20 protein-coding genes are annotated in these 25,141 nt (G+C 73.7%); 18 read left to right on the top strand and 2 right to left on the bottom strand.

The features are described 5' to 3' along the window. The first annotated feature begins 2 nt into the window (after positions 1-2). From AC0IVP_RS15090 to AC0IVP_RS15055, 8 genes are all read left to right on the top strand, one after another. Positions 3-1,043, top strand: coding sequence for an MSMEG_0568 family radical SAM protein (locus AC0IVP_RS15090; RefSeq protein ID WP_471757556.1), 1,041 nt, complete (start codon positions 3-5; stop codon positions 1,041-1,043). Further along, positions 1,040-2,509 carry an MSMEG_0567/sll0787 family protein gene (locus AC0IVP_RS15085; protein ID WP_471757554.1) on the top strand — a complete coding sequence of 490 codons (1,470 nt, stop codon included), beginning with the start codon at positions 1,040-1,042 and terminating at the stop codon, positions 2,507-2,509. Before AC0IVP_RS15090 ends, AC0IVP_RS15085 begins: the two co-directional genes overlap by 4 nt. Further along, positions 2,506-3,360 carry a carbon-nitrogen hydrolase family protein gene (locus AC0IVP_RS15080; RefSeq protein WP_471757552.1) on the top strand — a complete coding sequence of 285 codons (855 nt, stop codon included), beginning with the start codon at positions 2,506-2,508 and terminating at the stop codon, positions 3,358-3,360. The genes AC0IVP_RS15085 and AC0IVP_RS15080 overlap by 4 nt, the downstream gene beginning before the upstream one ends. Continuing rightward, complete coding sequence (locus AC0IVP_RS15075; protein ID WP_471757550.1) at positions 3,357-4,685, top strand: MSMEG_0569 family flavin-dependent oxidoreductase; 1,329 nt, start codon at positions 3,357-3,359, stop codon at positions 4,683-4,685. The genes AC0IVP_RS15080 and AC0IVP_RS15075 overlap by 4 nt, the downstream gene beginning before the upstream one ends. Continuing rightward, positions 4,682-5,497 carry a carbon-nitrogen hydrolase family protein gene (locus tag AC0IVP_RS15070; RefSeq protein WP_056295383.1) on the top strand — a complete coding sequence of 272 codons (816 nt, stop codon included), beginning with the start codon at positions 4,682-4,684 and terminating at the stop codon, positions 5,495-5,497. Before AC0IVP_RS15075 ends, AC0IVP_RS15070 begins: the two co-directional genes overlap by 4 nt. After that, a complete protein-coding gene (locus AC0IVP_RS15065; RefSeq protein ID WP_471757548.1) occupies positions 5,494-6,579 on the top strand; it encodes an MSMEG_0565 family glycosyltransferase in 1,086 nt (361 codons plus the stop codon). The genes AC0IVP_RS15070 and AC0IVP_RS15065 overlap by 4 nt, the downstream gene beginning before the upstream one ends. 112 nt (positions 6,580-6,691) lie before the next feature. Further along, positions 6,692-6,997 carry a hypothetical protein gene (locus tag AC0IVP_RS15060; RefSeq protein WP_471757546.1) on the top strand — a complete coding sequence of 102 codons (306 nt, stop codon included), beginning with the start codon at positions 6,692-6,694 and terminating at the stop codon, positions 6,995-6,997. Between the two features lie 117 nt (positions 6,998-7,114). Then, entirely contained in the window at positions 7,115-8,167 is a 1,053-nt protein-coding gene (locus tag AC0IVP_RS15055; protein ID WP_471757544.1) for a C40 family peptidase, read from the top strand. 60 nt (positions 8,168-8,227) lie between these two features. Here AC0IVP_RS15055 and AC0IVP_RS15050 read toward each other — a convergent pair whose 3' ends face one another. Beyond that, positions 8,228-9,250, bottom strand: coding sequence for an aldo/keto reductase (locus tag AC0IVP_RS15050; protein ID WP_471757542.1), 1,023 nt, complete (start codon positions 9,248-9,250; stop codon positions 8,228-8,230). 117 nt (positions 9,251-9,367) lie between these two features. Here AC0IVP_RS15050 and AC0IVP_RS15045 point away from each other — a divergent pair, with 117 nt between their 5' ends. The 8 genes from AC0IVP_RS15045 (at position 9,368) to AC0IVP_RS15010 (ending at position 21,674) form a co-directional block, all read left to right on the top strand. Further along, a complete protein-coding gene (locus AC0IVP_RS15045) occupies positions 9,368-11,503 on the top strand; it encodes a glycoside hydrolase family 36 protein (RefSeq protein ID WP_471757540.1) in 2,136 nt (711 codons plus the stop codon). A 74-nt stretch (positions 11,504-11,577) separates the two neighbouring features. Then, the gene (locus AC0IVP_RS15040) at positions 11,578-12,897 is read left to right on the top strand and encodes an ABC transporter substrate-binding protein (RefSeq protein WP_056295371.1); all 1,320 of its coding nucleotides are present in this window, start codon (positions 11,578-11,580) and stop codon (positions 12,895-12,897) included. Between the two features lie 140 nt (positions 12,898-13,037). Next, the gene (locus AC0IVP_RS15035; RefSeq protein WP_471757538.1) at positions 13,038-13,982 is read left to right on the top strand and encodes a carbohydrate ABC transporter permease; all 945 of its coding nucleotides are present in this window, start codon (positions 13,038-13,040) and stop codon (positions 13,980-13,982) included. After that, a complete protein-coding gene (locus AC0IVP_RS15030; protein ID WP_471757536.1) occupies positions 13,979-14,866 on the top strand; it encodes a carbohydrate ABC transporter permease in 888 nt (295 codons plus the stop codon). Before AC0IVP_RS15035 ends, AC0IVP_RS15030 begins: the two co-directional genes overlap by 4 nt. 74 nt (positions 14,867-14,940) lie before the next feature. Beyond that, complete coding sequence (locus AC0IVP_RS15025) at positions 14,941-15,975, top strand: LacI family DNA-binding transcriptional regulator (RefSeq protein ID WP_471757534.1); 1,035 nt, start codon at positions 14,941-14,943, stop codon at positions 15,973-15,975. Beyond that, positions 15,975-17,066, top strand: coding sequence for an ABC transporter ATP-binding protein (locus tag AC0IVP_RS15020; RefSeq protein WP_471757532.1), 1,092 nt, complete (start codon positions 15,975-15,977; stop codon positions 17,064-17,066). Before AC0IVP_RS15025 ends, AC0IVP_RS15020 begins: the two co-directional genes overlap by 1 nt. Positions 17,067-17,091: 25 nt before the next feature. After that, positions 17,092-17,508, top strand: coding sequence for a LacI family DNA-binding transcriptional regulator (locus tag AC0IVP_RS15015; protein ID WP_200938861.1), 417 nt, complete (start codon positions 17,092-17,094; stop codon positions 17,506-17,508). A gap of 185 nt (positions 17,509-17,693) precedes the next feature. Further along, positions 17,694-21,674, top strand: coding sequence for an OmpL47-type beta-barrel domain-containing protein (locus AC0IVP_RS15010; RefSeq protein WP_471757530.1), 3,981 nt, complete (start codon positions 17,694-17,696; stop codon positions 21,672-21,674). Between the two features lie 56 nt (positions 21,675-21,730). On the opposite strand, the gene AC0IVP_RS15005 is transcribed toward AC0IVP_RS15010, so the two are convergent. Next, entirely contained in the window at positions 21,731-22,945 is a 1,215-nt protein-coding gene (locus AC0IVP_RS15005) for a saccharopine dehydrogenase family protein (protein WP_471757528.1), read from the bottom strand. 156 nt (positions 22,946-23,101) lie between these two features. Here AC0IVP_RS15005 and AC0IVP_RS15000 point away from each other — a divergent pair, with 156 nt between their 5' ends. Both AC0IVP_RS15000 and AC0IVP_RS14995 read left to right on the top strand, forming a co-directional pair. After that, the gene (locus AC0IVP_RS15000; RefSeq protein WP_471757526.1) at positions 23,102-24,631 is read left to right on the top strand and encodes an APC family permease; all 1,530 of its coding nucleotides are present in this window, start codon (positions 23,102-23,104) and stop codon (positions 24,629-24,631) included. Between the two features lie 31 nt (positions 24,632-24,662). Next, positions 24,663-25,085, top strand: coding sequence for a universal stress protein (locus AC0IVP_RS14995; RefSeq protein WP_471757524.1), 423 nt, complete (start codon positions 24,663-24,665; stop codon positions 25,083-25,085). Positions 25,086-25,141 lie beyond the last annotated feature (56 nt).

Here is a 25,141-nt window from a genome sequence, read left to right as displayed (position 1 = left end):
GCGTGGACGTCGCGATCCTCGGCGTCCGGGTCGACGCCCCGGTCCGGAGACGGGCCGGGGCGGGGCCCTCCGACGACGGCCACGTGCTGCTCGGCGGCATGGGGACGGCGGTGCCGCTCAACGCCGACAGCCCCTACTCGATCAGCGGCGGCCGGCTGCTGCTCGACGGCGCCGACCTCGGGTTGGACGCCGAGGCGATCGAGCGGCCCCGCTTCTACGACCTCACCACCGCCGACGGTGTCCCCTACGAGCAGCTGGCCCGGCTGCACGGCAAGGACGTGCTGGCGACCACCGTGGTGCAGACGTGCATCCGGTACGACGAGGCCGACCGCTGCCGGTTCTGCGCCATCGAGGCCTCGCTGACGGCCGGGTCGACCACCGCGGTGAAGACGCCGGCCCAGCTGGCCGAGGTCGCCGAGGCCGCCGTGCGGCTGGACGGCGTCGCGCAGATGGTGATGACCACCGGCACCACCAACGGCCGCGACCGGGGCGCCCGGCACCTGGCCCGCTGCGTCCGGGCGGTCACCGCGGCGGTGCCCGGGCTGCCGGTCCAGGTGCAGTGCGAGCCGCCGGCCCCGCAGGACCTGGATGCCATCGGTGAGCTGAAGGACGCCGGGGCCACCGCGATCGGCATCCACGTCGAGTCCCTGGACGACGACGTACGGGCCCGCTGGATGCCCGGCAAGGCCACCGTGCCGATGAGCCAGTACGACGCCGCGTGGGACGAGGCGGTGCGCGTCTTCGGGCGCAACAGGGTCTCGACCTACCTGCTGGTCGGGCTGGGGGAGGACCCCGACGAGCTGGTCGCCGGCGCGCTGGACCTCGCCCGCCGCGGTGTCTACCCCTTCGTCGTCCCCTACCGCCCGCTCGCCGGCACGCTGGCGGTGGCCGACGGCGTCGGTGCCCCGGACCCCGCGGTGCTCGAGGACGTCACCACCCGGGTCGCGGCGGGGCTGCGCGCGCTGGGCATGCGCGGTGCCGACCAGGGCGCCGGCTGCGCGGCGTGCGGTGCCTGCAGTGCGCTCCAGGCGGCCGGAGCATGAGGGCGCCCGTGGACTCCCTCGAGCGCAACGTGCTGCTGGTCGACCACCGGCTGCCCGCCGTGCCGCCGGCGTGGCGCCTCGAGCAGGCCGACGACGACGGGGTCCGGGCGCACCAGCAGCTCCGGCGGCGGGCGTTCGTCGAGGACCAGGGCCTCTTCGAGGGCTCCGACCGGGACGCGACCGACCTGGACGGGCGGACCGTCGTCCTGGTTGCACGTGGAACAACGGGCGAGGTGCTGGGCGGCGTGCGGCTCGCCCCCGCCGACCCGGACGGCCCGGACGTCGGCTGGTGGACCGGTTCCCGCCTGGTCGTCGCCCCGGGCAGCGCACCGGGCACCGGGCCGGCCCTGGTGGCCGCGGCCTGCGCCCGCGCCGAGCAGGCCGGGGCGCTGCGCTTCGACGCGACCGTGCAGGACCGCTTCGTGTCGATGTTCACCCGGCTCGGCTGGCTGACCGTCGGCCCCGCCGAGGTCGCCGGGCGGCCGCACACCGCCGTCACCTGGCCGATCGGCCGGCTGGCCGCGCTGGCGCAGGCGACGAAGTCCCCGCTGGGCGGCCTGCTGGCCGGCCTGCACCTGGGCGGCCCGGGCTTCGTCGGCGACGACGGCGCCCCGGTCCCGGGCACCGACGTCGTCGCCGCGTGCGACGCGATCCTGCCCTCGATGGTCGAGCGCGACCCGGGCTGGGCCGGCTGGTGCGGCGTGCTGGTCAACGTCAACGACCTCAGCGCCATGGGTGCGGCCCCGCTCGGGCTGCTGGACTCCGTCGGCGCGCGGGACGCCTCCTTCGCGGCCCGGGTCGTCGCCGGCCTGCGCGCCGGGTCGCAGGCCTGGGGCGTGCCGGTGCTCGGCGGGCACACCCAGCTCGGCGTCCCCGCGGCGTTGAGCGTGACCGCGCTGGGTCGTACCGACCGCCCGGTCCCGGCCTCGGGCGGGCGACCGGGCCAGCAGGTCCGGCTGACGGCCGACCTCGGCGGGGACTGGCGGCCCGGTGCCACCGGCCGGCAGTGGGACTCCACCACCGGCCGGACGACGGCCGAGCTGCAGCTGATGGGCTCGGTCGTCGCCCGGACCGCCCCCGCCGCGGCCAAGGACGTCTCGATGGCCGGCCTGGTCGGGACGCTGGGGATGCTCGCCGAGGCCAGCGGGTGCGGCGCCGTCCTGGACGTCGCGGCCGTGCCCCGACCGGACGCTGCGAACGTCGGCGACTGGTTCACCTGCTTCCCCGGCTCGGCCTTCCTCACCACCGACGACGCCGACCGCGCCGTCGCCCCCGCCGGGCCGGCGACGACCGGCACCTGCGGCGAGCTCGTCCCCGGCTCCGGCGTGCGACTGCGCTGGCCCGACGGCTCCACCACCTCCGCCCTGACCGGTCCGGTGACCGGTCTGGGCGCCTCCCGTGGAGTGGCAGGGACGCAGATCCCGCGCCGTGGCACTCCACCCGGCAACCTCCAGGAGAGCTCGTGAGCACCACGCTCGCCGCCGTCGCCGCCCCGTTCGGCCGCGACCTCGACGCCACCTTCGCCCGGATCCAGTCCCTGGTGGACGACGCCCGGGCCCGCGGCGTCCACCTGCTGGCCCTGCCCGAGGCCACCCTCGGTGGGTACCTGGCATCCCTGGGTGACCACGGCGTGACCGAGGTGCTTCCTGAGCACGCCCTGCCCCCCGCCCTGGACGTCGACGGACCCGAGGTCGCCCGGCTGGCCGCGATCGCCGGCGACGTGGTGGTCACCGCCGGGTTCTGCGAGTCCGACGGCACCCGGCGGTACAACACCGCGGTCGCCGTCACCGGGGACGGCGTCCTCGGCGTGCACCGCAAGGTGCACCAACCGCTGGGGGAGTCGAACTCCTACGCGGCCGGCGACGGGTTCCGTGCCTTCCAGACGCCGGTCGGCCGGATCGGGATGATGATCTGCTACGACAAGGCCTTCCCCGAGGCGGCCCGCACGCTGGCCGTCGACGGGGCCGAGATCGTGGTCTGCATGTCTGCCTGGCCCGGCTCGCGGACCGGTGCTGCCGCCGACCTGGCGGAGGACCGCTGGACCCGCCGGTTCGACCTGTTCGACCAGGCCCGGGCGCTGGAGAACCAGATCGTCTGGGTGTCGGCGAACCAGTCGGGCACCTTCGGCTCGCTGCGCTTCGTGTGCAGCGCCAAGGTGGTCGGACCGGGCGGTGACGTGCTGGCCACGACCGGCGTCGCGCCCGGGACCGCGGTCGCCACCGTCGACGTCGGCGAGGTGCTCGCCGGGGCGCGGCGGTCGATGGGGCACCTGCGGGACCGCCGTCCCGAGACCTACGGGCTGGCGGTGCCGGCATGACGCTCACCGAGGCCGCCGGCACCCGCACCGGCCTGCCGGCACACGTGCCGGTCGCGGTCGTCGGCGGGGGCCAGGCCGGGCTGTCGATCAGCTGGCACCTGGTCCAGCGCGGCGTCGAGCACGTCGTGCTGGAGCGGGAGACCGTCGCACACGAGTGGGTCGACGCCCGTTGGGACACCTTCTGCCTGGTCACGCCCAACTGGCAGTGCCAGCTCCCGGGCTGGCCGTACGCCGGTGACGACCCCGACGGCTTCATGCTGCGCGAGGAGATCGTCGACTACGTGCGGTCCTACGCGGCGTCGTTCGACCCGCCGGTGCACGAGGGCGTGGCCGTCACCCGGCTCGCCCCCGCCGCCGGGGGCGGCTTCACGCTGGCCACCAGCGCCGGGGAGCTGCACGCCGACCAGGTCGTGCTGGCCGTCGGCGGCTACCACCTGCCCGTCGTCCCGCCCTACGCCTCGGCGCTGCCCGACGGGATCACCCAGCTGCACTCGCAGGCCTACCGGAACCCCGGGCAGCTGCCCGACGGCGAGGTGCTCGTCGTCGGCACCGGGCAGTCCGGCGCGCAGATCGCCGAGGACCTGCACCTGGCCGGCCGCCGGGTGCACCTGGCGGTGGGGAGCGCGCCCCGGATCGCGCGCCGGTACCGCGGCCGCGACGTCGTCGCCTGGCTGCACGACATGGGCCACTACGACCTGCCCGTCGAGCAGCACCGGGACGGCGAGGCCGCCCGGGTCGGCACCAACCACTACGTCACCGGCCGGGACGGCGGCCGCGACATCGACCTGCGCGCGTTCGCCGCGGAGGGCATGCGGCTCTACGGCACGCTCACCGGGCTGGCCGGCACGACCCTCACCTTCGCGCCGAACCTGACCGAGCACCTGGACCGCGCGGACGCCGTGGACGACAGCGCCAAGGACGTCATCGACCGGCACGTGGACGCCGCCGGCATCGACGCGCCCACCGAGCCCCGCTACGTGCCGGTCTGGGCACCCCACGAGGACCCGACCGCACTCGACGTCGCCGAGATCAGCAGCGTGGTCTGGGCGATCGGGTTCCGGGCCGACTGGTCGTGGGTGGACGTGCCGGTCTTCGACGGCGCCGGGTACCCCACCCACGTCCGTGGGGTCACCGCCGCGCCCGGGCTCTTCGTGCTCGGGCTGCCGTGGCTGCACACCTGGGGATCGGGCCGGTTCGCCGGCATCGCCCGGGACGCCGAGTTCGTCGCCGAACGGATCACCGAGCTCACGGCGGCGGGTACCCGCACCGGGCTGGGCAGCGCACCGGACACGGCCGCCGCGGCGTCGGCGTCCCGGACGGCGTGAGGCTCGCCGCGGTCTCGGCGCACTTCGGCCGGGACGTCGGCGCCTGCGTGGCCAAGGTGGAGGCCATCACCTCCGACGCCCGGGCACAGGGGGTGGACCTGCTGGTCTTCCCCGACGCCACGCTGGGCGGCTACCTCGGCGGGTTCGGTGCGGTGGGGGAGACCGGGCTGCCGCCGGCGCTGGCCGCCGACGACGAGGTCTTCGCCCGGGTGGCCGCCGCGGCCGGTCCGACGGTGGTCTGCCTGGCCTACCGCGAGGCCGCTGACGGCCGGTTCTTCAACAGCGCCGTCTGCCTGACCGGGGACGGTGTGCTGGGCAGGCACCGCAAGGTGCACCAGCCCGCGGGCGAGGTGGCCGCCTACTCGGCCGGTGACGCGTTCACCGCCTTCGACACCCCGGTCGGCCGGCTGGGCATGCTGGTCGACTACGACAAGACCTTCCCCGAGGCCGCCCGCGCCCTCGCCGGGGACGGCGTCCACCTGCTGGCCTGCCTGTCGGCGTGGCCGGCCTCGCTGACCGACCGGGCGCCGCGGCTGCTGCAGGACCGGCAGTCCCGGCTCTTCGACCTCTACGACTGCGCCCGGGCCGCGGAGAACCAGGTCGTGGTGGTCTCGGCCAACCAGACCGGCACGATGGGCCGACTGCGGTTCCTGGGCCAGTCCAAGGTGGTCGGACCCGGCGGTGACGTGCTGGCCCGGACCTGGGCCAAGGCCGGTCTCGCCGTCGCCGATCTCGACGTCGCCGGCGAGGTCAGCCGTTCCCGGCTGGTGCTGTCCCACCTGCGCGAGCGCCGTCCGGACGCCTACTCGTGAGGCTCGCGCTGCTCACCTACTCGACGAAGCCCCGCGGCGGGGTCGTGCACACCCTGGCGTTGGCCGAGGCGCTGGCCCGGGCCGGTCACGACGTGCACGTCTGGTCGCTGGGCCGCGGCGGGGACAGCGCGTTCTTCCGCGCCGTCGACCCCCGGGTGACCCTGCGGCTGGTGCCCTTCCCCGACGTCCCGGGTGAGGACGTCGGGGCGCGGATCCTGCGTTCCATCGCGGTGCTGGGCGCGGCCTTCCGGGACGAGGCCTACGACGTCGTGCACGCCCAGGACTGCATCTCGGCCAACGCCGTGCCCGGCTGCGTCCGCACCGTGCACCACCTGGACGTGTTCACCACCCCGGAGCTCGCGGCCTGCCACGAGCGGGCCGTCGTCGAACCGCGGGCACTGGTCTGCGTCTCGGCCGCCGTGGCCGCCGAGGTGGCGACCGGCTGGGGCCGGGTGGCCACGGTCATCCCCAACGGCGTGGACGCCGCCCGGTTCGCCCGGTCCGCCGGCCCGGCGGGCGCGGCCGGGCGACGACGGTGGCGGGACCGGCTGGGGGCCTACGTGCTGGCCGTCGGCGGGATCGAGCCGCGCAAGGGCACCCGCGACCTGGTCGAGGCGATGGCCCTGGTCCACCGGCAGCGGCCCGACCTCGCGCTCGTCGTCGCCGGCGGGGAGACGCTCTTCGACTACCGGACCTACCGGGCCGAGGTCGATGCCCGGGCCGCGGAGCTCGGCGTCCGGCCGGTCGTGCTGGGCCCGGTCGACCACGACGAGCTGCCCGCGCTGGTCGCCGGCGCGGCCGTGTTCGCCTTCCCCTCGACCAAGGAGGGCTTCGGGCTGGCCGCGATGGAGGCCCTGGCCGCGGGGGTGCCGGTGGTGACCCGGGACCTGCCGGTGCTGCGCGAGGTCTTCGGTGCCACGGCCGCCTTCGCCGTTGACCCGCCGGGGTTCGCCGACGCGCTGGTGAGCGCCGCCGCGACCCGCGACCCGGCCCGTGCCCGAGCGGGCCGGGTGCTGGCGGGGGCGCACGACTGGGATGCCGCTGCCGCTGCCCACCTGGGGCTCTACGACGACCTGCGGTGATCGGAACCCACCTCTCACGGCACCGACACGGCCCGGAAACGACCCGGTCCCAGACTCGGGGCCCGGCAGGAACGAGTCCGTCCAGGACGGGGCGGGGCGAGGGGGCAGCAGCGTGACGCGGAGCCAGAAGCCGTCGGTCTTCCAACTGGGCGAGGTCCGCGAGGACGGGGACGCCACCGTCGTCGCCGGCTGGGGGCTGGGCATGTGTGCCTCCCAGTGCGCGTGCCACCGCGACCCCGCCGACGGCCAGCTCCGCATCAGGGAGGACGGGGCCGGGGGCACCCTCGGGCTGCGCAGCTTCGCCGACGGCGGGGAGTGCGACTGCTGCGAGCCGTGGACGTCGGCCGAGCTCCTCGCCGTGCTCCGGGACACCGCCGCCGTCGCCGCCCTGGAGTGCCAGGAGCCGGCCGCCGGCTGATCGTCGAGCCCGACGCGCCGGTCGACACGTCGATCGTGCCCCGCGTGGCGAGCACACGCTGAGCCAACTCGTCGTTACCGTCCGTCGAGACGCGCTCGGAGATCCACCCCTTCCCCGGTGGACGGCGCACCGCTGGAGGCCCTCGTGACCTGGACGACCCGACGCAGCACCCGCGTCGCCGCGCTCGCCGTGGCGGCCGGCTTCGCCGTGGCCCTGGTGCCCGGGACCGCCACGGCGGCCCCCGACACCCCGGCCGAGGCCGCTGCCGCCGTGGCCGCCGCCGCCCAGCAGGTCGAGGCACTGGGCGAGCAGGTCAACGACGCCCAGCTGGCCGCCGACACCCAGCTGGCCACCGCCGCGCAGGCCGACGCCCTCGCCGACGCCGCGGACGCCGCCGTCGCCCAGCTCGCCCCGCGGGTGCACGCCATCGTCACCACCGGCTACATGGGCGGCACCCCCTCGGGCCTCGAGGCAATGCTGACCAGCACGTCCGCCGAGGACCTGGTGACCCGGCTGGCCACGCTGGAGCAGCTGACCCGCAGCACCAACGCCACCGTCGGGGAGCTCACCGCCGCCCAGGCCGAGGCCGCCGCCGCCCGGTCCGCCGCGGACGAGGCCGCCGCGACCGCCACCGCGGCTTTGGCCGCCGTCCAGGCGCAGCAGGCCGAGCTGGAGACCCAGCTCGCCGGCTACGAGGCCGACTTCGCCCGGCTCACCGCCACCGCGCAGGCCACCGTCTTCCGCACCGTCGTGGGCCCGGAGGTGTCCGAGGACGCCACCGCGGCCGCCGCGGAGGCGGCCCCGGCCGCCGCGCCCACCGAGGCCGCCGCCATCGCCGTGCAGACCGCTCTCGCCCAGGTCGGCAAGCCCTACGTCGTCGGCGCCGCCGGCCCCGACGGCTTCGACTGCTCCGGCCTGACCCAGTACGCCTACGCCGCGGCCGGCGTCTCCCTGCCGCACTCCAGCCGCACCCAGTCCGGCATGGGCCCCGCCGTCTCCCGCGGTGACCTGCAGCCCGGTGACCTGGTGTTCTTCTACAGCCCGGTCAGCCACGTCGGCATGTACATCGGCAACGGCCAGATGGTGCACGCCAGCGTCTCCGGCCGCCCGGTCGCCGTCACCAGCGTGGACAAGCCCGGCTACGCCGGCGCGCGCCGCCCCACCGCCTGACCTCTCCGGGCTGCGCCCCCGTGCCCTGTCGGGGCCCGGGGGCGCAGTCGTGTCCGGGGCTCAGATCGAGCGGGCCCGCTGCTCCTCGCCGAACGCCCCGTAGGGGTAGTCGGCCGGAGCGGGGTCGCTGGCCCGGTCGAGGACGGCGGTCTCCTCCGCTCCCAGCACAAGGTCGGCGGCGGGGAGGTTGGCCCGCAGCTGCGCGAGGTCCCGGGCGCCCAGGAGCACCGAACTGACCTGGGGGCGGGCCAGCAGCCAGGCGATGGCCACCTCGCCGGGGGTGCAGCCACGGGAGTCGGCGACGGAGACGACGGCGTCGACCACGTCCCAGGTCCGCTCCCGGCTGCTGCGCCGGGCCCAGTGCTCGACCCCGCGGGCCGGGTCCTCACCGAGCCGCGTCGCCCCGGTCGGCTGCTCGTCCCGGCGGTACTTGCCGGTCAGCCAGCCGCCGCCGAGCGGGCCCCAGGGCAGCAGCCCCAGCCCGGTGGAGACGCATGCGGGCACGATCTCCCACTCCACCTCGCGGACCAGCAGGTTGTACTGCGGCTGCAGCGTCACCGGCACGGTCAGACCCCGGTGGACGGCGAGGTCGACGGTCTTCTGCACCTGCCAGCCGGTGTGGTTCGACAGCCCGACGTAGGAGACCTTGCCGCTGCGCACGGCGTCGTCGAGGAAGGACAGCGTCTCCTCCAGCGGGGTGGCCGGGTCGAAGCCGTGCACCTGGTAGAGGTCCACGTGCTCGACCCCCAAGCGGCGCAGGGAGTCCTCCAGGGCGCGGCGCAGGTGTCGCCGGGACAGGCCCACGTCGTTGGCACCCTCGCCCATCGGGAACCGGCCCTTGGTGGCCAGCACCACCTCGGCGGTGACGTCGGCGGGTCGGGTCCGCAGCCACCGGCCGATGATCTCCTCGGACACCCCGGCGCCGTAGACGTCGGCGGTGTCGACGAGCGTGCCGCCCGCGCACACGAACTCGTCCAGCAGGGCGTGCGAGGTGTCCTCGTCGGCCTCCGCCCCGAAGGTCATGGTGCCCAGTGCCAGGGCCGAGACCGCACATCCGCTGCGCCCGAGGGCTCGTGTCTGCATGCCCGGCATCATGCACGTGGTGCAAGCGGTTTCACCAGCGGACGTCGAGGCACGACACGTGTCAGCCACCGCGGAGAAAGCGCTTGCAAAGCGCCTTGAAATCGGTATCTTGTGCTCGTGACCGCAATCACAGACCGTGCGAGCAGCACCGACCAGCAGGCACCTGTGCTGGTCTGGGGCTCGTCCGAGCTGACGCTGACCCTCGACCGACCCATCGACGGACCCGTGTCGCTGGCCGCTGTGCGCACCCCCGACCACGACGTCCGGTTCGCCCACCGTGTCCCGGTGGTCGAGCTGCTGGCGGTCGGGGGTGGGCACGCACCGGCGTCGCCCCGGCTGGACCACACGACCCTGGGCGGCCGGCTCCGGTACACCGGTCACGAGCTGGTCGACGACGGGCTGGTCGTGGACCAGGAGACCCCGGACGGCGCGCTCCGCGCCCGGTTGAGCCTGCAGGCCCACGAGGGGGTGGCCGCCTTCCGCGCCACCGTCACCGTCACCAACACCTCCGACCGGCCCCTCGTGCTGCAGGCGGTCCCCTCCTGGTCGATGTCGCTGGGCGTCCCGGCCGGCTCGACCGGTGACCTCCCCGCGGAGTGGCAGCTGGTCTCCGGGCGCAGTGACTGGCTCGCCGAGAACCGCTGGAGCACCCGGTCGCTGCGGGCCGATCTGTTCCCCGAGCTGGCCGAGGAGCTGACCGGTCACGACCCGAGGGACGCCCACACGGCCAGCTCGACGGGCACCTGGTCCACCTCGGGTCCGCTCCCCGTGGGGCTGCTGGTCTCCGAGCCGTGGGACCTGGCCTGGGCCTGGCAGGTGGAGCACAACGGCCCCTGGGCCACCGAGGTCGCCGAGAACACGGCCGGGTGGACGCTGACCCTGTCCGGACCCACCGAGCGGCTCGCCGGGTGGACCCGCGTGCTGGCGCCCGGCGCCTCGTTCACCTCGGTGCCGGCCACCGTGGCCGTCGGGGCGGGACTGCCCGGGGCTGCTGCGGCACTCACCGCCCACCGCCGGGCCGCCCGCCGCGAGCACGCGGACAACACCGCGATGCCCGTGGTCTTCAACGACTACATGAACACCCTCGACGGCGACCCGACGACGGACAAGCTGCTCCCGCTCGTCGACGCCGCGGCGGCGGTGGGTGCCGAGGTCTTCTGCATCGACGCCGGCTGGTACGACGACAGCGGGCACTGGTGGGACTCCGTCGGTGAGTGGCTGCCCTCCACCACCCGCTTCCCCGGCGGACTGGGCGAGGTCGTCGAGCACATCCGCGCAGCCGGCATGGTGCCGGGCCTGTGGCTGGAGCCCGAGGTCGTCGGGGTCGCCAGCCCGCTGGCCGGCCGGTTGCCCGACGAGGCGTTCCTGCTCCGGCACGGTCAGCGCGTGGTCGAGCACGACCGGTACCACCTGGACCTGCGGCACCCGGCTGCCGTCGCGCACCTGGACGCCGTCGTCGACCGGCTGGTCGCCGAGTTCGGGGTCGGGTTCTTCAAGCTCGACTACAACATCGACCCCGGCGCGGGGACCGACCACGACAGCGACAGCCTCGGCGACGGGCTGCTCGGCCACAGCCGCGCCGTGCTGGCCTGGCTCGACGGTGTCCTGGACCGGCACCCGACCCTGGTGCTGGAGAGCTGCTCCTCGGGCGCCATGCGCGCCGACGCCGCCATCCTGTCCCGCAGCGCCATGCAGTCCAGCTCCGACCAGCAGGACCCGTGGAAGTACCCGCCGATCGCGGCCAGCACCCCGCTGTCCGTGCTGCCCGAGCAGGTCGCCAACTGGGCCTACCCGCAGCCGGGCATGAGCCCCGAGCAGGTGGCCTTCTGCCTGGTCACCGGGCTGCTCGGCCGGTTCTACCTGTCCGGCTACCTGAACCGGATGGCCCCGTCGGAGCTGGCACTGGTCGTGGAGGCGGTGGAGGTCGCGAAGGTCCTGCGGCACCGCATCCGGACGTCGTCCCCGGTGTGGCCGACCGGCCTGCCCGGGTGGACCGACCCCACGCTGTCGCTGGGCCTGCGCACCGCCGAGGGCGACCTCGTGGCCGTCTGGCAGCGCGGCGAGGCAGCCACCCCGGTGCACCTGCACCTCCCGCACCTGGCCGGACGCGAGGTCGACGTCACCGTCGCCTTCCCGGCCGGTCTCCCGTCCTGGGACACCTCCTGGGACCACACCGCCGGCGTGCTCACCGTGCACGCGCCCGCACCCGGGGTCGGCGCCCGGGTCTTCGACGTCGTCCCGAGACCGTCGTGAGCCCACGACCCCACCGGCACGATCGTCCGGACCACCGTTGGTCCGGACGTCCCCTGTACGAGAGAGGCACACCCATGTCCAAGGCCCTGCGAGGCATGGCGGTCACCGTCGTGGCCGCGTCCATGGCGCTCACCGGCTGCAGCGACCCTGGTACCGGCGGCGGTGACGGGTCGGGGGAGGCCGCGTCCTGGCCCGCCCAGGACAGCGACCTGTCCGGCACCACGCTCACCATCTGGGCGGCGCAGAACTCCACCTCGGTGCCCGACTCGGTCATCGCCGGGTTCGAGCAGCTCACCGGCGCCGAGGTCGAGGTCGAGACCATCGCCGACCCCTACGAGCAGGGTGTGCAGACCCGGGTGGCCACCGGTGACATGCCGGACCTGGCCTTCTGGCAGCCGACTGCGTCCCAGCTCACCGCGCTCAACGCCAGTGAGAACCTGCAGTCCCTCGACGGTGCGCCGTGGCTGGACGGCTACGACCCGGACCTGCGCGACATCACCGGGATCCTGGACGACACCCGGTACGCGGCGCTGGTCTCGATGCCCTCCGTGGAGGGCGTCTACTACAACAAGAGCGTCTTCGAGACCGCCGGTGTCACCGACCTGCCCACCGACTGGGACTCCTTCCTGGCGCTGGGCCGGCAGCTCGACAGCCAGGGCGTCACGCCGTTCTTCGAGATGGGCGGGGACCGCTGGGCCACCCAGTGGTGGGTCCAGGTGCAGCTCGCCGACGCAGCGCAGGACGGGCTCTGGGACCGGGTGAACGCCAACGAGGAGTCCTTCACCGACCCGACCATCCAGGGCGCGATCGACGGCTACGACGCCCTCATCCAGGAGGGGCTGTTCAACGAGGACATCGCCACCGCCACCTTCGAGGACCAGGGCGCCGCCCTGCTCGCCGGTGACGCCGCGATGGTCGTGCAGGTCAACAGCTTCTTCAACCAGCTGCAGGAGCTCAGCGACACCGAGACCCTGAACTCCGACATCGGGTTCTTCCCGATCTCGCCCTCGGGCAACACCGCCACCTACATCCCGGACCAGACCAACGCCCTGGTCGCCTTCAACACCGGCGACGACGACCAGGAGGCCGCGGCGCGTCAGCTGCTGTCCTACTGGCTGGGCGACGGGTACCAGGACTTCGTCGACGACCAGTCGACGGTCTCCCTGATGCCCGACGTGACGACGCCGGACACCGTGCCGGACGCCCTGCAGGCCGCGGCCGACTCCGTGTCCGGCTCGGTGGGCTCCATGCAGGCCCTGGCGATCGCCAACCCGGACCTGTACATCTACCTCGCCGACATGATCGCCGGCACGAAGACCCCGGCCGAGGTCGCCGAGGCCACGCAGGCGCAGTTCGCCGAGCTGGCCCGCGCCCAGGGAGCCGACGGCTTCTGACCCACGGTGCCGGGGCGGGCGCACCGCCCGCCCCGGCACCACCGGTCCGCGTCCCGGACCGATCCACCACCAGCTCGACCCACGACGAGGTGGGGGACCCGCCACGGGTCGCCCCTCCCGACTCCGACGAGGGACTCGCGATGACCATGACCGACCTGCGGGAACGCCCGAGACTGGACGGCGGCGACCAGCCACCCGCGGCCCCCCGGGGCAAGCGACGACGACGCAGCGACCACCCGCTGTGGTTCCTGGCCCCCGCCCTCGTGGTCGTCTTCGTCTTCTTCTTCCTGCCCACGCTGTCGAACTTCTTCTACGCGCTGACCGACTGGTCCAGCTTCAAGTCCGAGATCTCCTTCGTCGGCACCGACAACCTCACGGCGCTCTTCGACAACGGCACCCTGCTCGACGCCCTGCGGGTGACCGTCGTCTACGCGGTGCTGGTCGCGGTCTTCCAGAACCTCTTCGGCCTGGTCCTGGCCCTGCTGCTGGAGCGGGACAACCGGCTCAACCGGCTCTGCCGGGTGCTGTTCTTCATCCCGGTGATCATGTCCGCGCTCGCCGTGGGCTACGTCTTCCAGGCGCTGCTGAAGCCCGACGGCGGCCTCAACCAGGCCCTGGGGTTCCTCTCCGGTACCGAGGTCCAGATCGCCTGGCTGGGCAACACGACCTGGACCATCGTCGTCGTCGCGCTCATCCACGCCTGGAAGTGGATGGGCCTGTCGATGCTCATCTACCTCGCCGGTCTCAAGACCATCAACGAGGACGTGCTGGAGGCCGCCCGCCTCGACGGCGCCACCTGGTGGGACACCTTCCGCCGGATCCGCTTCCCCCTGCTGGCCCCGGCGGTCACCTTCAACTTCGCCACCGCCCTGCTCGGGTCCATGAACGGCTTCGACGTCGTCCAGGCCACCACCGAGGGCGGGCCCGGCGGCACCACCGAGCTGCTCAACATCTTCATCTTCCGGACCTTCGGCCAGGGGCTGTTCGCCCAGGCCACGACCATGAGCCTGGTCCTGTTCGTGACCGTCACGCTCATGGCCGTCCCGGTCATCTGGTACCTGCGCAAGCGTGAGGACGTGCTGTGACGATCGCCGCTGCCCCCGTCCCGGCCGACCTGCGCGCCCCCACCCGGCAGCCGGCGTCCCGGCGCCGCCGCGGACGCGGTGCGCTGCAGCCGGTCGTCGCGGTGCTGGCGACCCTGGCGCTGCTGGGGGTGCCGTTCTGGCTGGTGGTGTCCACCGCCAGCAAGAGCCAGGCCGAGGCCTTCGACCCCGACCTGTCCCCGCCGGGCAGCTGGCAGCTGCTCACCAACGTGCGAGAGGTGGTCACCGACGGCGACATGGTCCGAGCGTTCTTCGGCAGCGTCCTGGTCGTCGCGCCCTCGGTCTTCCTGGTCCTGGTGCTGGGGTCCATGGCCTCCTGGGTGCTGGCCCGCCGCGGCGGCAGGGGCATGGCCGTGGTCTACGCGCTGATGATCAGCGGCATCGTGCTGCCGCCCGCCGTGGTCACGATCGTGTTGCTGCTGCGTCAGCTCGGCCTGGCCGGCACGCCCACCGGGATGGTCGGGGTCTACACCGGGATGTACCTGTCCACGGTCGTGTTCTTCGTGACCGGCTTCATCCGCACGGTCCCGCACGAGCTGGAGGAGGCTGCCCGCGTCGACGGGGCCGGCCCGGTCCGGGTGTTCTTCACGATCATCCTGCCGCTGCTCACCCCGGTGCTCTCGACCGCGACGATCCTGATCGTGCTCTACATCTGGAACGACGTGTTCTACGCGTTGTTCGTGCTGGGCGGGCAGCTGGACACGTTGCCGCTGAACCTGTTCCGGGTGGCCAGTGCCGGGCTGTACCTGCAGAACTGGCACCTGATCTTCGCCTACGTGATCGTGATGAGCCTGCCGCTGCTGCTCACCTTCGTCATCGCCCAGCGGAAGATCATCTCGGGCATCACCGGGGGTGCGGTGAAGTGACCCTCACGCACGCCCCCACCAGCGCGCCGCATCCAGCACCCGCGGGTGCCGGGGAGCCCGGCACCATGACCCCCATGGCCCCTCCTGTCCGACGTCAGCGGCCGGCTGTCATGGCCGACGTCGCCAAGCTCGCCGGCGTCTCCGTGCCCACCGTCTCCCGGGTGCTCAACGGGTCCGCCGTGGTCCGTCCGGACAAGCGGGACCGGGTGCTCGCCGCCATCGCCGAGCTGAACTTCCGCCCCAGCGCCACGGCCCGGGCGTTGTCGCTGCGGCAGACCCGCAACATCGCGCTGCTGGCCGGCAACACCTCGCACTACGGCTACGCCGAGACCATCCGCGGGGTGGAGGAAGCCGCCCGCGCCGCGGGATACACGGTGTCCATCACCGTCGCCGAGACCACCGACGACGCCGAGGTCGACCGCGCCATCGACCTGGTGCTCGGCCAGACCGCGGCGGGCATCGTGCTGCTGAAGTTCGACCCGGCCGGGGTGGCCCTGCGTGAGCGCATCCCGGCCGACGTGCCCCTCGTCGTCGCCGGTGGGGCGCCGGGCAGCGACGCACCCCAGGCCGTCCTCGACGAGTACAGCGCGGCGGTCGAGCTCATCGAGCACCTGCTGTCCCTGGGGCACCGGACCGTGCACCACGTCCGCATCCCGCCCTCGCGCGACGAGGACGGGCGCACCACCGGGTGGCGCCGGGCGCTGGCCGACGCCGGTGCCCCGGTCCCCCCGTTGTGGGACGCCGACTGGTCGGCGGCCACCGGCCGCACCATCGGCCGCGCGCTGGCCGAGGACCACGAGGTGACCGCGGTCTTCGCCGGCAACGACGAGATCGCCATGGGCGTGGTCCGCGGCCTCACCGACGCCGGCCGTCGGGTGCCCGAGGACGTCAGCGTCGTCGGCTTCGACGACCACCCGCTGGCCGAGCTCTGGTCGCCCAGCCTCACCACCGTGGCCCAGGACTTCGCGGCCCTGGGCAGGCGGGCCTTCGGCCTGCTGCTGGCGTTGCTCTCCGACGAGGACGTGCCCGCCTTCTCCGCCGACCGACCCCTGCTGGTCCTCCGGGACAGCACCGCACCCCCACCCCCGACCGCACCGGAGAGCCACTGATGTCCACCGTCGAGTACGTCAAGGCCTCCCGGCTCTACCCGGGCAACCCGGTCCCCGCGGTCGACGAGCTGTCCCTGGAGATCGCCGACGGGGAGTTCCTGGTGCTGGTCGGTCCGTCGGGGTCGGGCAAGTCCACCGCGCTGCGGATGCTGGCCGGGCTCGAGGAGGTGACCTCGGGGGAGATCCGGATCGACGGGGTCGACGTCTCCGACGCCTCGCCCAAGGACCGTGACATCGCGATGGTGTTCCAGTCCTACGCCCTGTACCCGCACATGACGGTGGGGGAGAACATGGGCTTCGCGCTGCGGCTGGCCGGGGTCGGCAAGGCCGACATCGCCACCCGGGTGGCCCGGGCCGCGGCGATGCTGGACCTCACCGAGTACCTGGACCGCAAGCCCAAGGCGCTGTCGGGCGGCCAGCGGCAGCGGGTGGCCATGGGCCGGGCGATCGTGCGCTCGCCGCGGGTGTTCCTGATGGACGAGCCGCTGTCGAACCTGGACGCCAAGCTGCGGGTGCAGACCCGCACCGAGATCGCCTCGCTGCAGCGGGAGCTGGGCACCACCACCGTCTACGTCACCCACGACCAGACCGAGGCGATGACGATGGGCGACCGGGTCGCCGTCCTGAAGGACGGGGTGCTGCAGCAGGTCGCCACCCCTCGGGAGCTCTACGACCGGCCGGTGAACGTGTTCGTCGCGGGCTTCATCGGCTCCCCGGCGATGAACGTGCTGCCGGTGACGCTGACGGCGGAGGGGGTGCAACTGGGTGACCTCACGGTCCCGGTCGGCCCGGTGGCCCGCGGCGCCCTGGGGTCGGGGGAGGGCGCCCAGCTCGGGGTGCGTCCCGAGGCCCTGCACCTGACCGGCGACGGGACCGGCCTGCGGCTCGACGTCGCCGTCGTGGAGGAGCTGGGCGCCGACGCCTACCTGCACGGCTCCCTCGGGGCCGGCGACGACCGTCGCCCCCTGGTGGTGCGGGTCGACGGGCGCACCCCGCCGCGGGCCGGCAGCACCGTGCACGTGGGTCTGCGGCCCGACGAGGTGCACCTGTTCCGGGGAGGCGACGGTGCCCGCGTCGACGCTGCGGGCTGACCCGCCCGCGCTCGACCGTGCTCGGGTGGCGCCGGACCACCCGACCACGGTCGAGGACGTCGCCCGGATGGCCGGGGTGAGCCGGCAGACGGTGTCCCGCGTGCTCAACGAGCACCCCCACGTCGCCGTGGCCACCCGGGCCCGGGTGCAGGCGGCCATGACGGTGTTGGACTGGGCGCCCGACCCGGCGGCGCAGGCGCTGGGTCGTCGCAACTCCCCGCGACCGGACCTGCCCTGCGAGGTGCCGGGGGACCCGGGGTGCAGTGCCCCGCCGTCGCGCACCCCGGTGGTGGCGGCCGGCTCGGTCCCCGCCGGCGTCGCGGCGGCGCTGTACGCGGCGGGGTTCAGGCTCCGCGAGGTCCCGGCGAGCACCTCGCCGGAGGTGTTGGCCCACCTGCTGGCCCAGGACCAGGGCCCCGGCGTGGTCGTCGTCCTCGTCTGACCGCTCTCCCTGCGACCCCCTCCCGCATGCGGGAGGGGGTTGCTGGCGTGTTCCGGTACCTCGAAGCATCAGCCCAGGTCAGCGACGCGTCAGGGCTTGACACCGCTTTCTGTAAGCGGTTACACAGAGCGGGACATGCGAGACCCGGCTCACACCGGGCCCTACGTCCAGGAGCGACGACGCCCATGACGAAGAGATCCCTCCCCACCCTGGCCGCCTTGACGGCCAGCCTCGTGATCGGCGGGACGCTCGCCGTCCCACCCCCGACGGCGGCGGCCGCGACCAGCGAGACCCTCGCGGTCGACTTCGACCAGGACACCGGGGAGTTCCGCGGCGGGGCCAGCGGCACCCTGTACGGCTTCGGGGACACCGGCGCACCCACCCGGGCCCTGGTCAACGGCGCCCACGTCACCAACACCTCGCAGAAGCCGCCGTTCGGCACCCAGCACCCCAGCGGCGACATCTTCGACGTGCAGGGCGACTTCTACGCCAAGCACGGCCAGGACATGTACGTCTACATGCAGGACTACTACCCGGACTGGGCCTACAACGGCGGGCGCCGCCCGGGCGACGACCGCAGCTACGACCTGGCCACCGGCGAGTACGCGAACCAGCCCAACGGCACCTGGGACTACCTGGAGGTCGTGCGGATCGTCGCCACGGAGCTCGCCAGCGACCCCGACCGTGCCTCGGACTACGTGCTGATCCCCTTCAACGAGCCCGACGGTGGCAACTGGTACGGCGACCGAGGGGTCTTCGACCAGTTCTTCCTCGGCGACTGGGACGCCGTCCACGCCGTCATCAGCGAGGTCTACACCGCAGCCGGCAAGCCCGTCCCGCGCATCGGTGGTCCCGGCGACGCGTCCTGGCAGCGCGAGCGCACCGACGTCTTCATGACCCATGCGCAGCAGGCGGGCAACCTGCCCGAGATCGCGATCTGGCACGAGCTGGGCATCGACAACCTGGCGACGTTCCCGGCCCACCTGGCCGAGTACCGCGCCATCGAGGACCGGCTGGGCATCGCCGACCTCCCGGTCAACATCACCGAGTACGGCCTGCTCCGCGACATGAGCGTGCCCGGGCAGCTGATCCAGTGGTTCTCGATGTTCGAGGACGCCAAGGTCGACGCCCAGACCGCGTACTGGAACTACGCCGGCAACCTGTCGGACAACACCGCGCGGGCCAACGGTGCGAACGCCGGCTGGTGGCTGTTCAAGTGGTACGGCGACCTCGAGGGCAGCCGGACCGTGGCGGTCACCCCGCCGCAGCCCGACGTCCCCGACACCCTGCAGGGCATCGGGGCCGTCGACACCTCCGACCGTCGGGCCACCGTGCTCTACGGGGGGTCCGCGGCCGACCAGGTCCAGGTGGCCATGACCGACCTGGACCCCGCCGTCTTCGGCGGCGCCGTGGACGTCGAGGTCCGGGAGGCCCCGCTGTCCGGGGCCGAGGGTCTCTCCGCCACCCCGCGGGTCGTGCAGGCGGCCCAGGACGTCGCCCTGTCCGACGGCGACCTCACCCTGACGGTGTCGAACCTGGACCGGTACGCCGGCTACCAGGTCGTCGTGACCCCGGCCGGGGACTCCACCGTCGGTGCCGAGCAGGCCTGGTCGGCCGCCGTCGAGGCGGAGGACACCCGGCTCAGCGGCGCGCAGGTCTACACCCAGAGCCCCACGGCCAACGGTGGCTGGAACTTCCTGGCCTCCGGTGGCCGGGACGTCGGTTCGTTCAACAACGCGGGCTCGCGGGCCGACTGGACCGTCGAGGTCCCCCGCGACGGCACGTACCGGTTCCAGGTCGTCGGGGCCACTCCCGGTCGACCCGGGCAGCACGCGCTGTTCGTCGACGGAGCTGCCGCCGGCACGGTGCAGTACGCCGCGAACCTCGCGCTCAACGACACCAGCCGGTGGAAGTACCGGGGGTCCACCGAGATGGAGGTCGAGCTGACCGCGGGGTCGCACACGCTGTCCGTGCGCGCCAGCGCCGACGGCACGACGGTGCTGCCCAACGCCGACATCACCCTGGACCGGTTCCTGCTCACCGACGTCACCGACGGCGAGCGGACGGTCCACCCCGCCAGCACGCTGCGCTTCTACGACGGGGCCGGGCTGGACTGGACCACCCCGGACGCCCGCGGGTTCGCCTCCATCAGCGGTGACCAGCGCGCCGACCTGTACGTCAGCGCCTGGGAGGACGGCTACCACGACGTCGTCCTGGACCACGTCACCCAGGGCGCCTCGTCGGTCTCCATCACGGTCAACGGCCGGGCCGTGCCCGCCATGACCACACCGGGCGCCGGTTCCTGGGCGTCGACCGCGCGGGTGTTCCTCTCCGAGGGCATCAACGAGATCGAGGTCCGCTCCGCCGGGGGCACCCTGCTGCAGCAGGTCAGCACCGTCCGCACCCCGGACGCCGATGCGGCGGCCACCCGCATCGAGGCCGAGTCCGGTGTCCTCGCCGGCGGCGCCCGGGTGGGCACCATCGCCGCATCGAGCGGGAGCAACGTCACCGGCGGGGCCTCCGTGGGCTACCTCGGTCGGGGCGCCACCCTGACGATCCCCCGCCAGGCGGGGTTCGCGGCCCCCGGCGACTACGAGGTGGTCGTCTCCTACGCCAACGCCGAGACGATCGGGCAGCACGCCTACAACCCGCAGGTCATCGACCGCAGGCTGCAGGTGACCGAGGCGGGAACGGCCGTGGGTGAGGCGTACTTCCGCTACACCTACGCCTGGAACTCCTTCCAGAACCGGACCATCCCGGTCACCCTCACCACGTCGGACGCACCGCTGGTGTTCGGCAACGCCGGGGCGTTCGCCCCCGACGTCAACGCCGTCACCATCGCCCCGACGGTGCTCGGCACCCCGACCACGGTCTCGACCGCGGACGCGGAGCCCACGCTGAGCGCGACGTCCGCGCCGGCGCCGAACGCGGCGGGCTGGGTCGACGGCCCGGTCACCGTCACCGGCACGGCCACCGACGACGCACCCGCGCCGACGGTGGAGTACCGGCTGGACGGGGGGGCGTGGGCCGCCTCGACCACGGGCCTGGTCGTGGGCACCGACGGCCCGCACGTGGTGGGCGTCCGGGCGGTCGACTCCGCTGGCCAGTACTCGGCCGTCCAGGACGTGCCGGTCCAGGTGGACGCCACCGACCCGACGTCGACCCTGACGGTCGACCGGGCGGCCCGCACGGTCACCGCGACCGCCGCGGACGCCACCTCCGGGGTCGCCGGCACCGAGTGGTCGCTGGACGGTGGGACGACGTGGTCGCCCTACACCGCCCCGGTGACCGTCGGTGCCGCCCGGACCGACGTCGTCGTCCGCACCACGGACGTCGCCGGCAACTCGGTCCGGCAGCAGTCCACCGTCGAGGCCGCCGTGGCGGGGGCCACCGCGTCCCTGTCCTCGGCCGACGAGCCGGTGGCCGGCTGGTACGGCGGGTCCGTCCTGGTCACCCTGACCGAGCCCGCCGGTCCGACGTCGGCCGTCCAGTACCGGGTCGACGGCGGCAGCTGGCGGACCTACAGCCGGCCGTTCACGGTCAGCGCCAACGGCGCGCACACGGTGGACCACCGACTGCTGCGCTCCTCCGTGGTCGTCGCCGGGTCCGAGGGGCAGGTGTCGGTCTCGGTCGACACCGCGCGTCCGACCGTCTCGGTGGCGGCGCTACCCAGCGCATCGGGGACCCCGCGCAACCCGGTCCGGCTCACCTTCGCCGGCACCGACGCGCACTCCGGTCTGGCGGGGATCGAGTACCGGGTGGGGAACGGCGCGTGGACCGCTGCCCCGGCCGACGGCGTCCGGTTCGACACCGTCGGCAGCTCGCTGGTCAGCTACCGCTCGGCCGACGTCGCCGGGAACGTCAGCACCGTCCGGTCGCTGACGGTGGCCATCACCGCCGACGTCACGCCCAGCGTCCGGGCGCTGTCGTCCCGGGTCGCGGCGGGTGGGTACCTGACGGTGGCCGTCGCCGGCTTCGACCGGTGGGACCTGACCACGCTCTCCCTCGGACCGGCGCAGGTGTCCACCGTGCTCACCGGCGCGGACGGGTCCGCCCGGATCACCTTCCAGGTGCCGGCCGACACGGTGGCCGGGGCCACCACCCTCACCGCCAGGGGCAGTGACGGTGACCCGGTGGCCCAGGGGCGGGTGACGGTCACCCGCTGAGGACACACCGTCGCGGGGGCGAGGAGCCCTGGCCCCCGCGACGGTGCGCCCGCGCGTCAGCCGCCCTCGCGCATGCCCCACGGGGAGCCGTAGGCGGTCAGCAGCTCCAGGAACGGTGTGCTGTCGAAGGCCTCCGGGCCCAGCACGCCGGCGCCGGACCAGGTGCCGGCCGCCAGCAGCTCCATCGCCACGACCGGGTTCACCGCGGTCTGCCAGACGACGGCCTGGTGGCCGTACTCGCGCATGGACCACTCGTTGTCGACCACGTGGTACAGGTAGACCTGGCGGGGCTCGCCGTCCTGGCCGGTGCCCTTCACCCAGAGCCCGGCGCAGGTCTTGCCGGTCATCACGTCACCGAGGGTGGCCGGGTCGGGCAGCGCGGCCGCGACGACGTCGCGCGGGCTGACCTGGACGCCCTTGACGGTCACCGGGTCGGTCCGGTCCAGGCCCAGCTTGTGCAGGGTCTTGAGGACGTCGATGAACTCCTCGCCCAGGCCGTACTTGAAGGTGACCCGCTTCGCGTCGACCCAGCGCGGCATGAGGAGCACCTCCTCGTGCTCCACGTTGACGCACTCGACCGGTCCGATGCCCTCGGGGAACTCGAACACCTCGGGCTCGCTGAACGGCGGGGTGGTGAAGAACCCGCGCCCCTCCTCGTAGACCACCGGCGGGTTGAGGCACTCCTCGATCGTGGTCCAGATGCTGAAGGAGGGTGCGAAGTCGTAGCCGGCGACCTGCAGGTCCGCGCCGTCCCGCACGCCGAGCTCCTCGATGGCGGAGAACAGGTGGTCGGCGGCGTACCGGGCGAACACGTCGGACAGGCCGGGCTCCACGCCCATCCCCACCAGCGCCAGCTGCCCGGCGGACTCCCACTGCCCGGCTATCTCGAACTGCTCGTCGCCGAGCTTCACGCCGGTCTTGCTGTACGGGTCCTCCGGGTGCGGCCTGGACAGCGACATCGCCATGTCCAGGTAGCCGGCCCCGGCGGCCAGTGCGGCCCGGAACAGCGGGATCACGAAGCGCGGGTCGACGGCGTTCATCAGCACGTCGCAGCGGTGCTCGGCCAGCACGGCCGCGACGGCGGACTCGTCCCCGGCGTCCAGCGACCCCACGGCGGTGAACCGGGCGTCGCCCCCGGCGGCGGCGATCACCTTCTCGGCCCGCGCGCCGTCGTAGTCGGCGACCACCATGGCCTCGAAGAAGTCACGACGGGCGGCGATGGCGGCGATGGCACTGCCGACGCCACCGGCGCCGACCAGCAGGATGCGCATGAGGACCTCTCAGAGGGGACGGTGCTGCGACCCTAGGGGAGATCGTCGTCACTGGCGACGGCTTCCGTCGCCGCACCAACTCGTAACACGCGAAACCCTTGTGCAGCCCCTCGGCACCTGCGATAACCGTCGCATGACCGGACTTGAGAGCGAGCGGTGAGCGCACCGGCCGACCGGGCCGACGCCCAGCCCCAGCTGAAGCAGGGGGCCATCGGGTTCGTCGACGCCCTCGTCATCGGGCTGGCCTCGACGTCACCGGCGTACTCGCTGGCCGCCGTCGTCGGTGCCGTGGTGGCGCTGGTCGGGGTGTACGCGCCGGGGGTCTTCCTGGCCTCGTTCATCCCGATGCTGCTGATCGCCTCGGCCTTCTACTACCTCAACCGCGCCGACCAGGACTGCGGGACGACCTTCTCCTGGGTCACCCGGGCGATGGGGCCGTGGATCGGCTGGCTGGGCGGCTGGGCCATCGCCATGACCGGGGTGCTGGTCATCGGCTCGCTGGCCGACGTCGGCGTCCGGTTCGGGCTGCTGGCCCTGCAGCTGGACGGCCTGGCCGGCAACGTGTTCGTCGTCCGGACCCTGACGGTGCTGCTGATCATCGCCATGACGGCGGTCTGCGTGCTGGGCACCGAGATCAGCGCCAAGCTGCAGAACGGCCTGATCGTGGCCCAGGTGGCCGCCCTGCTGGTCTTCGCCGGCATCGCGCTGACCGCGGGCCTGCGCGGCCACGGCGCCGAGGGTGGCAGCCTCAGCCCGTCGCTGTCCTGGCTGAACCCCTTCGGTGCCGGCGGCGCCGCACTCACCGGCGGGTTGCTGCTGGGCGTCTTCATCTACTGGGGCTGGGAGTCCGCGGTGAACCTCACCGAGGAGACCACGGACGCCGAGTCCACCCCCGGCAAGGCCGCGATCGTCTCCACCGTCGTCCTGCTGGTCACCTACCTCGGCGTGACGATCGCGATCCTCAGCTACTTCGGCCCGGCGTTCCTGGCCGACCGGTCGGGGGAGGAGGAGACGATCTTCGCGACCCTGGCCACCGAGGTCATGGGTCCCTGGGACTGGGTGCTGCTGCTGGCGGTGTCCACCTCGGCCATCGCCTCCACCCAGACGACGATCCTGCCGGCATCGCGCACCGGCCTGTCGATGGCCCGGCGGCACGCGATGCCCCCGGCGCTGGCCCGGATCCACCCGCGCTTCCGAACCCCGGACGTGTCGACCTGGACCGTCGCGGCGATCGCCATCGCCTGGTACCTGGTGGTCAACCTGATCAGCGAGAACGCCCTCTTCGACTCGCTCACCGCGCTGTCGCTGCTGATCGCCTTCTACTACTCCCTCACCGGCATCGCCTGCGCGGTGTTCCACCGCCGGCAGCTGACCCGCAGCGTGAAGGACTTCCTGCTCATCGGGGTCGGCCCGGTCATCGGCTCGCTGCTGCTGATCTGGCTGCTCGTCGAGAGCATCGGGGACCTGGCCGACCCGGCGAACTCCTACAGCGGTGAGGCCTGGTTCGGCCTCGGCCCGCCGCTGGTCATCGGCGTCGGCATCTTCCTGGTCGGCGTGGTCTTCATGCTGGTCTGGCGGCTCAAGGACGCCCGCTTCTGGGCCGAGAAGACGACGACGGCCGAGCGGCTGCAGGCCGACATCGCCGCCGGCCGCAGCGCCGCCGCCGTCGAGGACCCAGCCCCGTGACCCCCGCCCCGTCGTCCCTGAGGAGAACTGAGTGAGCATCGTGCTGGGCTACGACGAGTCCCCGGGCGCCCGTCGCGCCCTGGGACTGGCCATCGACCTGGCCGGGAAGCTGGAGGAGCCCCTCGTGCTCGTCTACGGCGCGGCCCCGCCCGGCGTCGTGGGCGAGGAGGCCGGTGAGCACGCGAGGGCCCTCACCGAGATCGGCCGGACGGCGCTCGCGCACGCCGTCACCGAGGCCGAGGCGGCCGACGTCACCACCGTCGTCGAGGTCGTGGCCGAGAAGCCGGTGCCGGCCCTGCTGGCCGCCGGCGACCGGCACGACGCCCGGGTGATCGTCGTCGGCACCTACGGGGAGAGCCCGCTCAAGGGTGCCTTCCTGGGCTCGGTGGCCTACAAGCTGCTGCACCTGTCGACCCGCCCGGTGCTCTGCGTCCCCGCCGACCCCGCCGCCTGACCCCTCCCGCCCCCGGGACCTTGGATCAGGGTCCCTGATCAGAGTCCGTCCACCCT

Source organism: Klenkia sp. AC732 (genome assembly GCF_979256525.1).
The sequence above is the reverse complement of the archived record's forward strand: the minus strand, read 5'-3'. Positions and strand labels throughout refer to the sequence as shown.

Bases quoted from the DNA above. Each gene is read 5' to 3' on its own strand.
- AC0IVP_RS15085 (WP_471757554.1), top strand. From the start codon at position 1,040: ATGAGGGCGCCCGTGGACTCCCTCGAGCGCAACGTGCTGCTGGTCGAC.
- AC0IVP_RS15075 (WP_471757550.1), top strand. From the start codon at position 3,357: ATGACGCTCACCGAGGCCGCCGGCACCCGCACCGGCCTGCCGGCACAC.
- AC0IVP_RS15050 (WP_471757542.1), bottom strand. From the start codon at position 9,250: ATGCAGACACGAGCCCTCGGGCGCAGCGGATGTGCGGTCTCGGCCCTG.
- AC0IVP_RS15040 (WP_056295371.1), top strand. From the start codon at position 11,578: ATGTCCAAGGCCCTGCGAGGCATGGCGGTCACCGTCGTGGCCGCGTCC.
- AC0IVP_RS15035 (WP_471757538.1), top strand. From the start codon at position 13,038: ATGACCATGACCGACCTGCGGGAACGCCCGAGACTGGACGGCGGCGAC.
- AC0IVP_RS15025 (WP_471757534.1), top strand. From the start codon at position 14,941: ATGGCCCCTCCTGTCCGACGTCAGCGGCCGGCTGTCATGGCCGACGTC.
- AC0IVP_RS15020 (WP_471757532.1), top strand. From the start codon at position 15,975: ATGTCCACCGTCGAGTACGTCAAGGCCTCCCGGCTCTACCCGGGCAAC.
- AC0IVP_RS15010 (WP_471757530.1), top strand. From the start codon at position 17,694: ATGACGAAGAGATCCCTCCCCACCCTGGCCGCCTTGACGGCCAGCCTC.
- AC0IVP_RS15005 (WP_471757528.1), bottom strand. From the start codon at position 22,945: ATGCGCATCCTGCTGGTCGGCGCCGGTGGCGTCGGCAGTGCCATCGCC.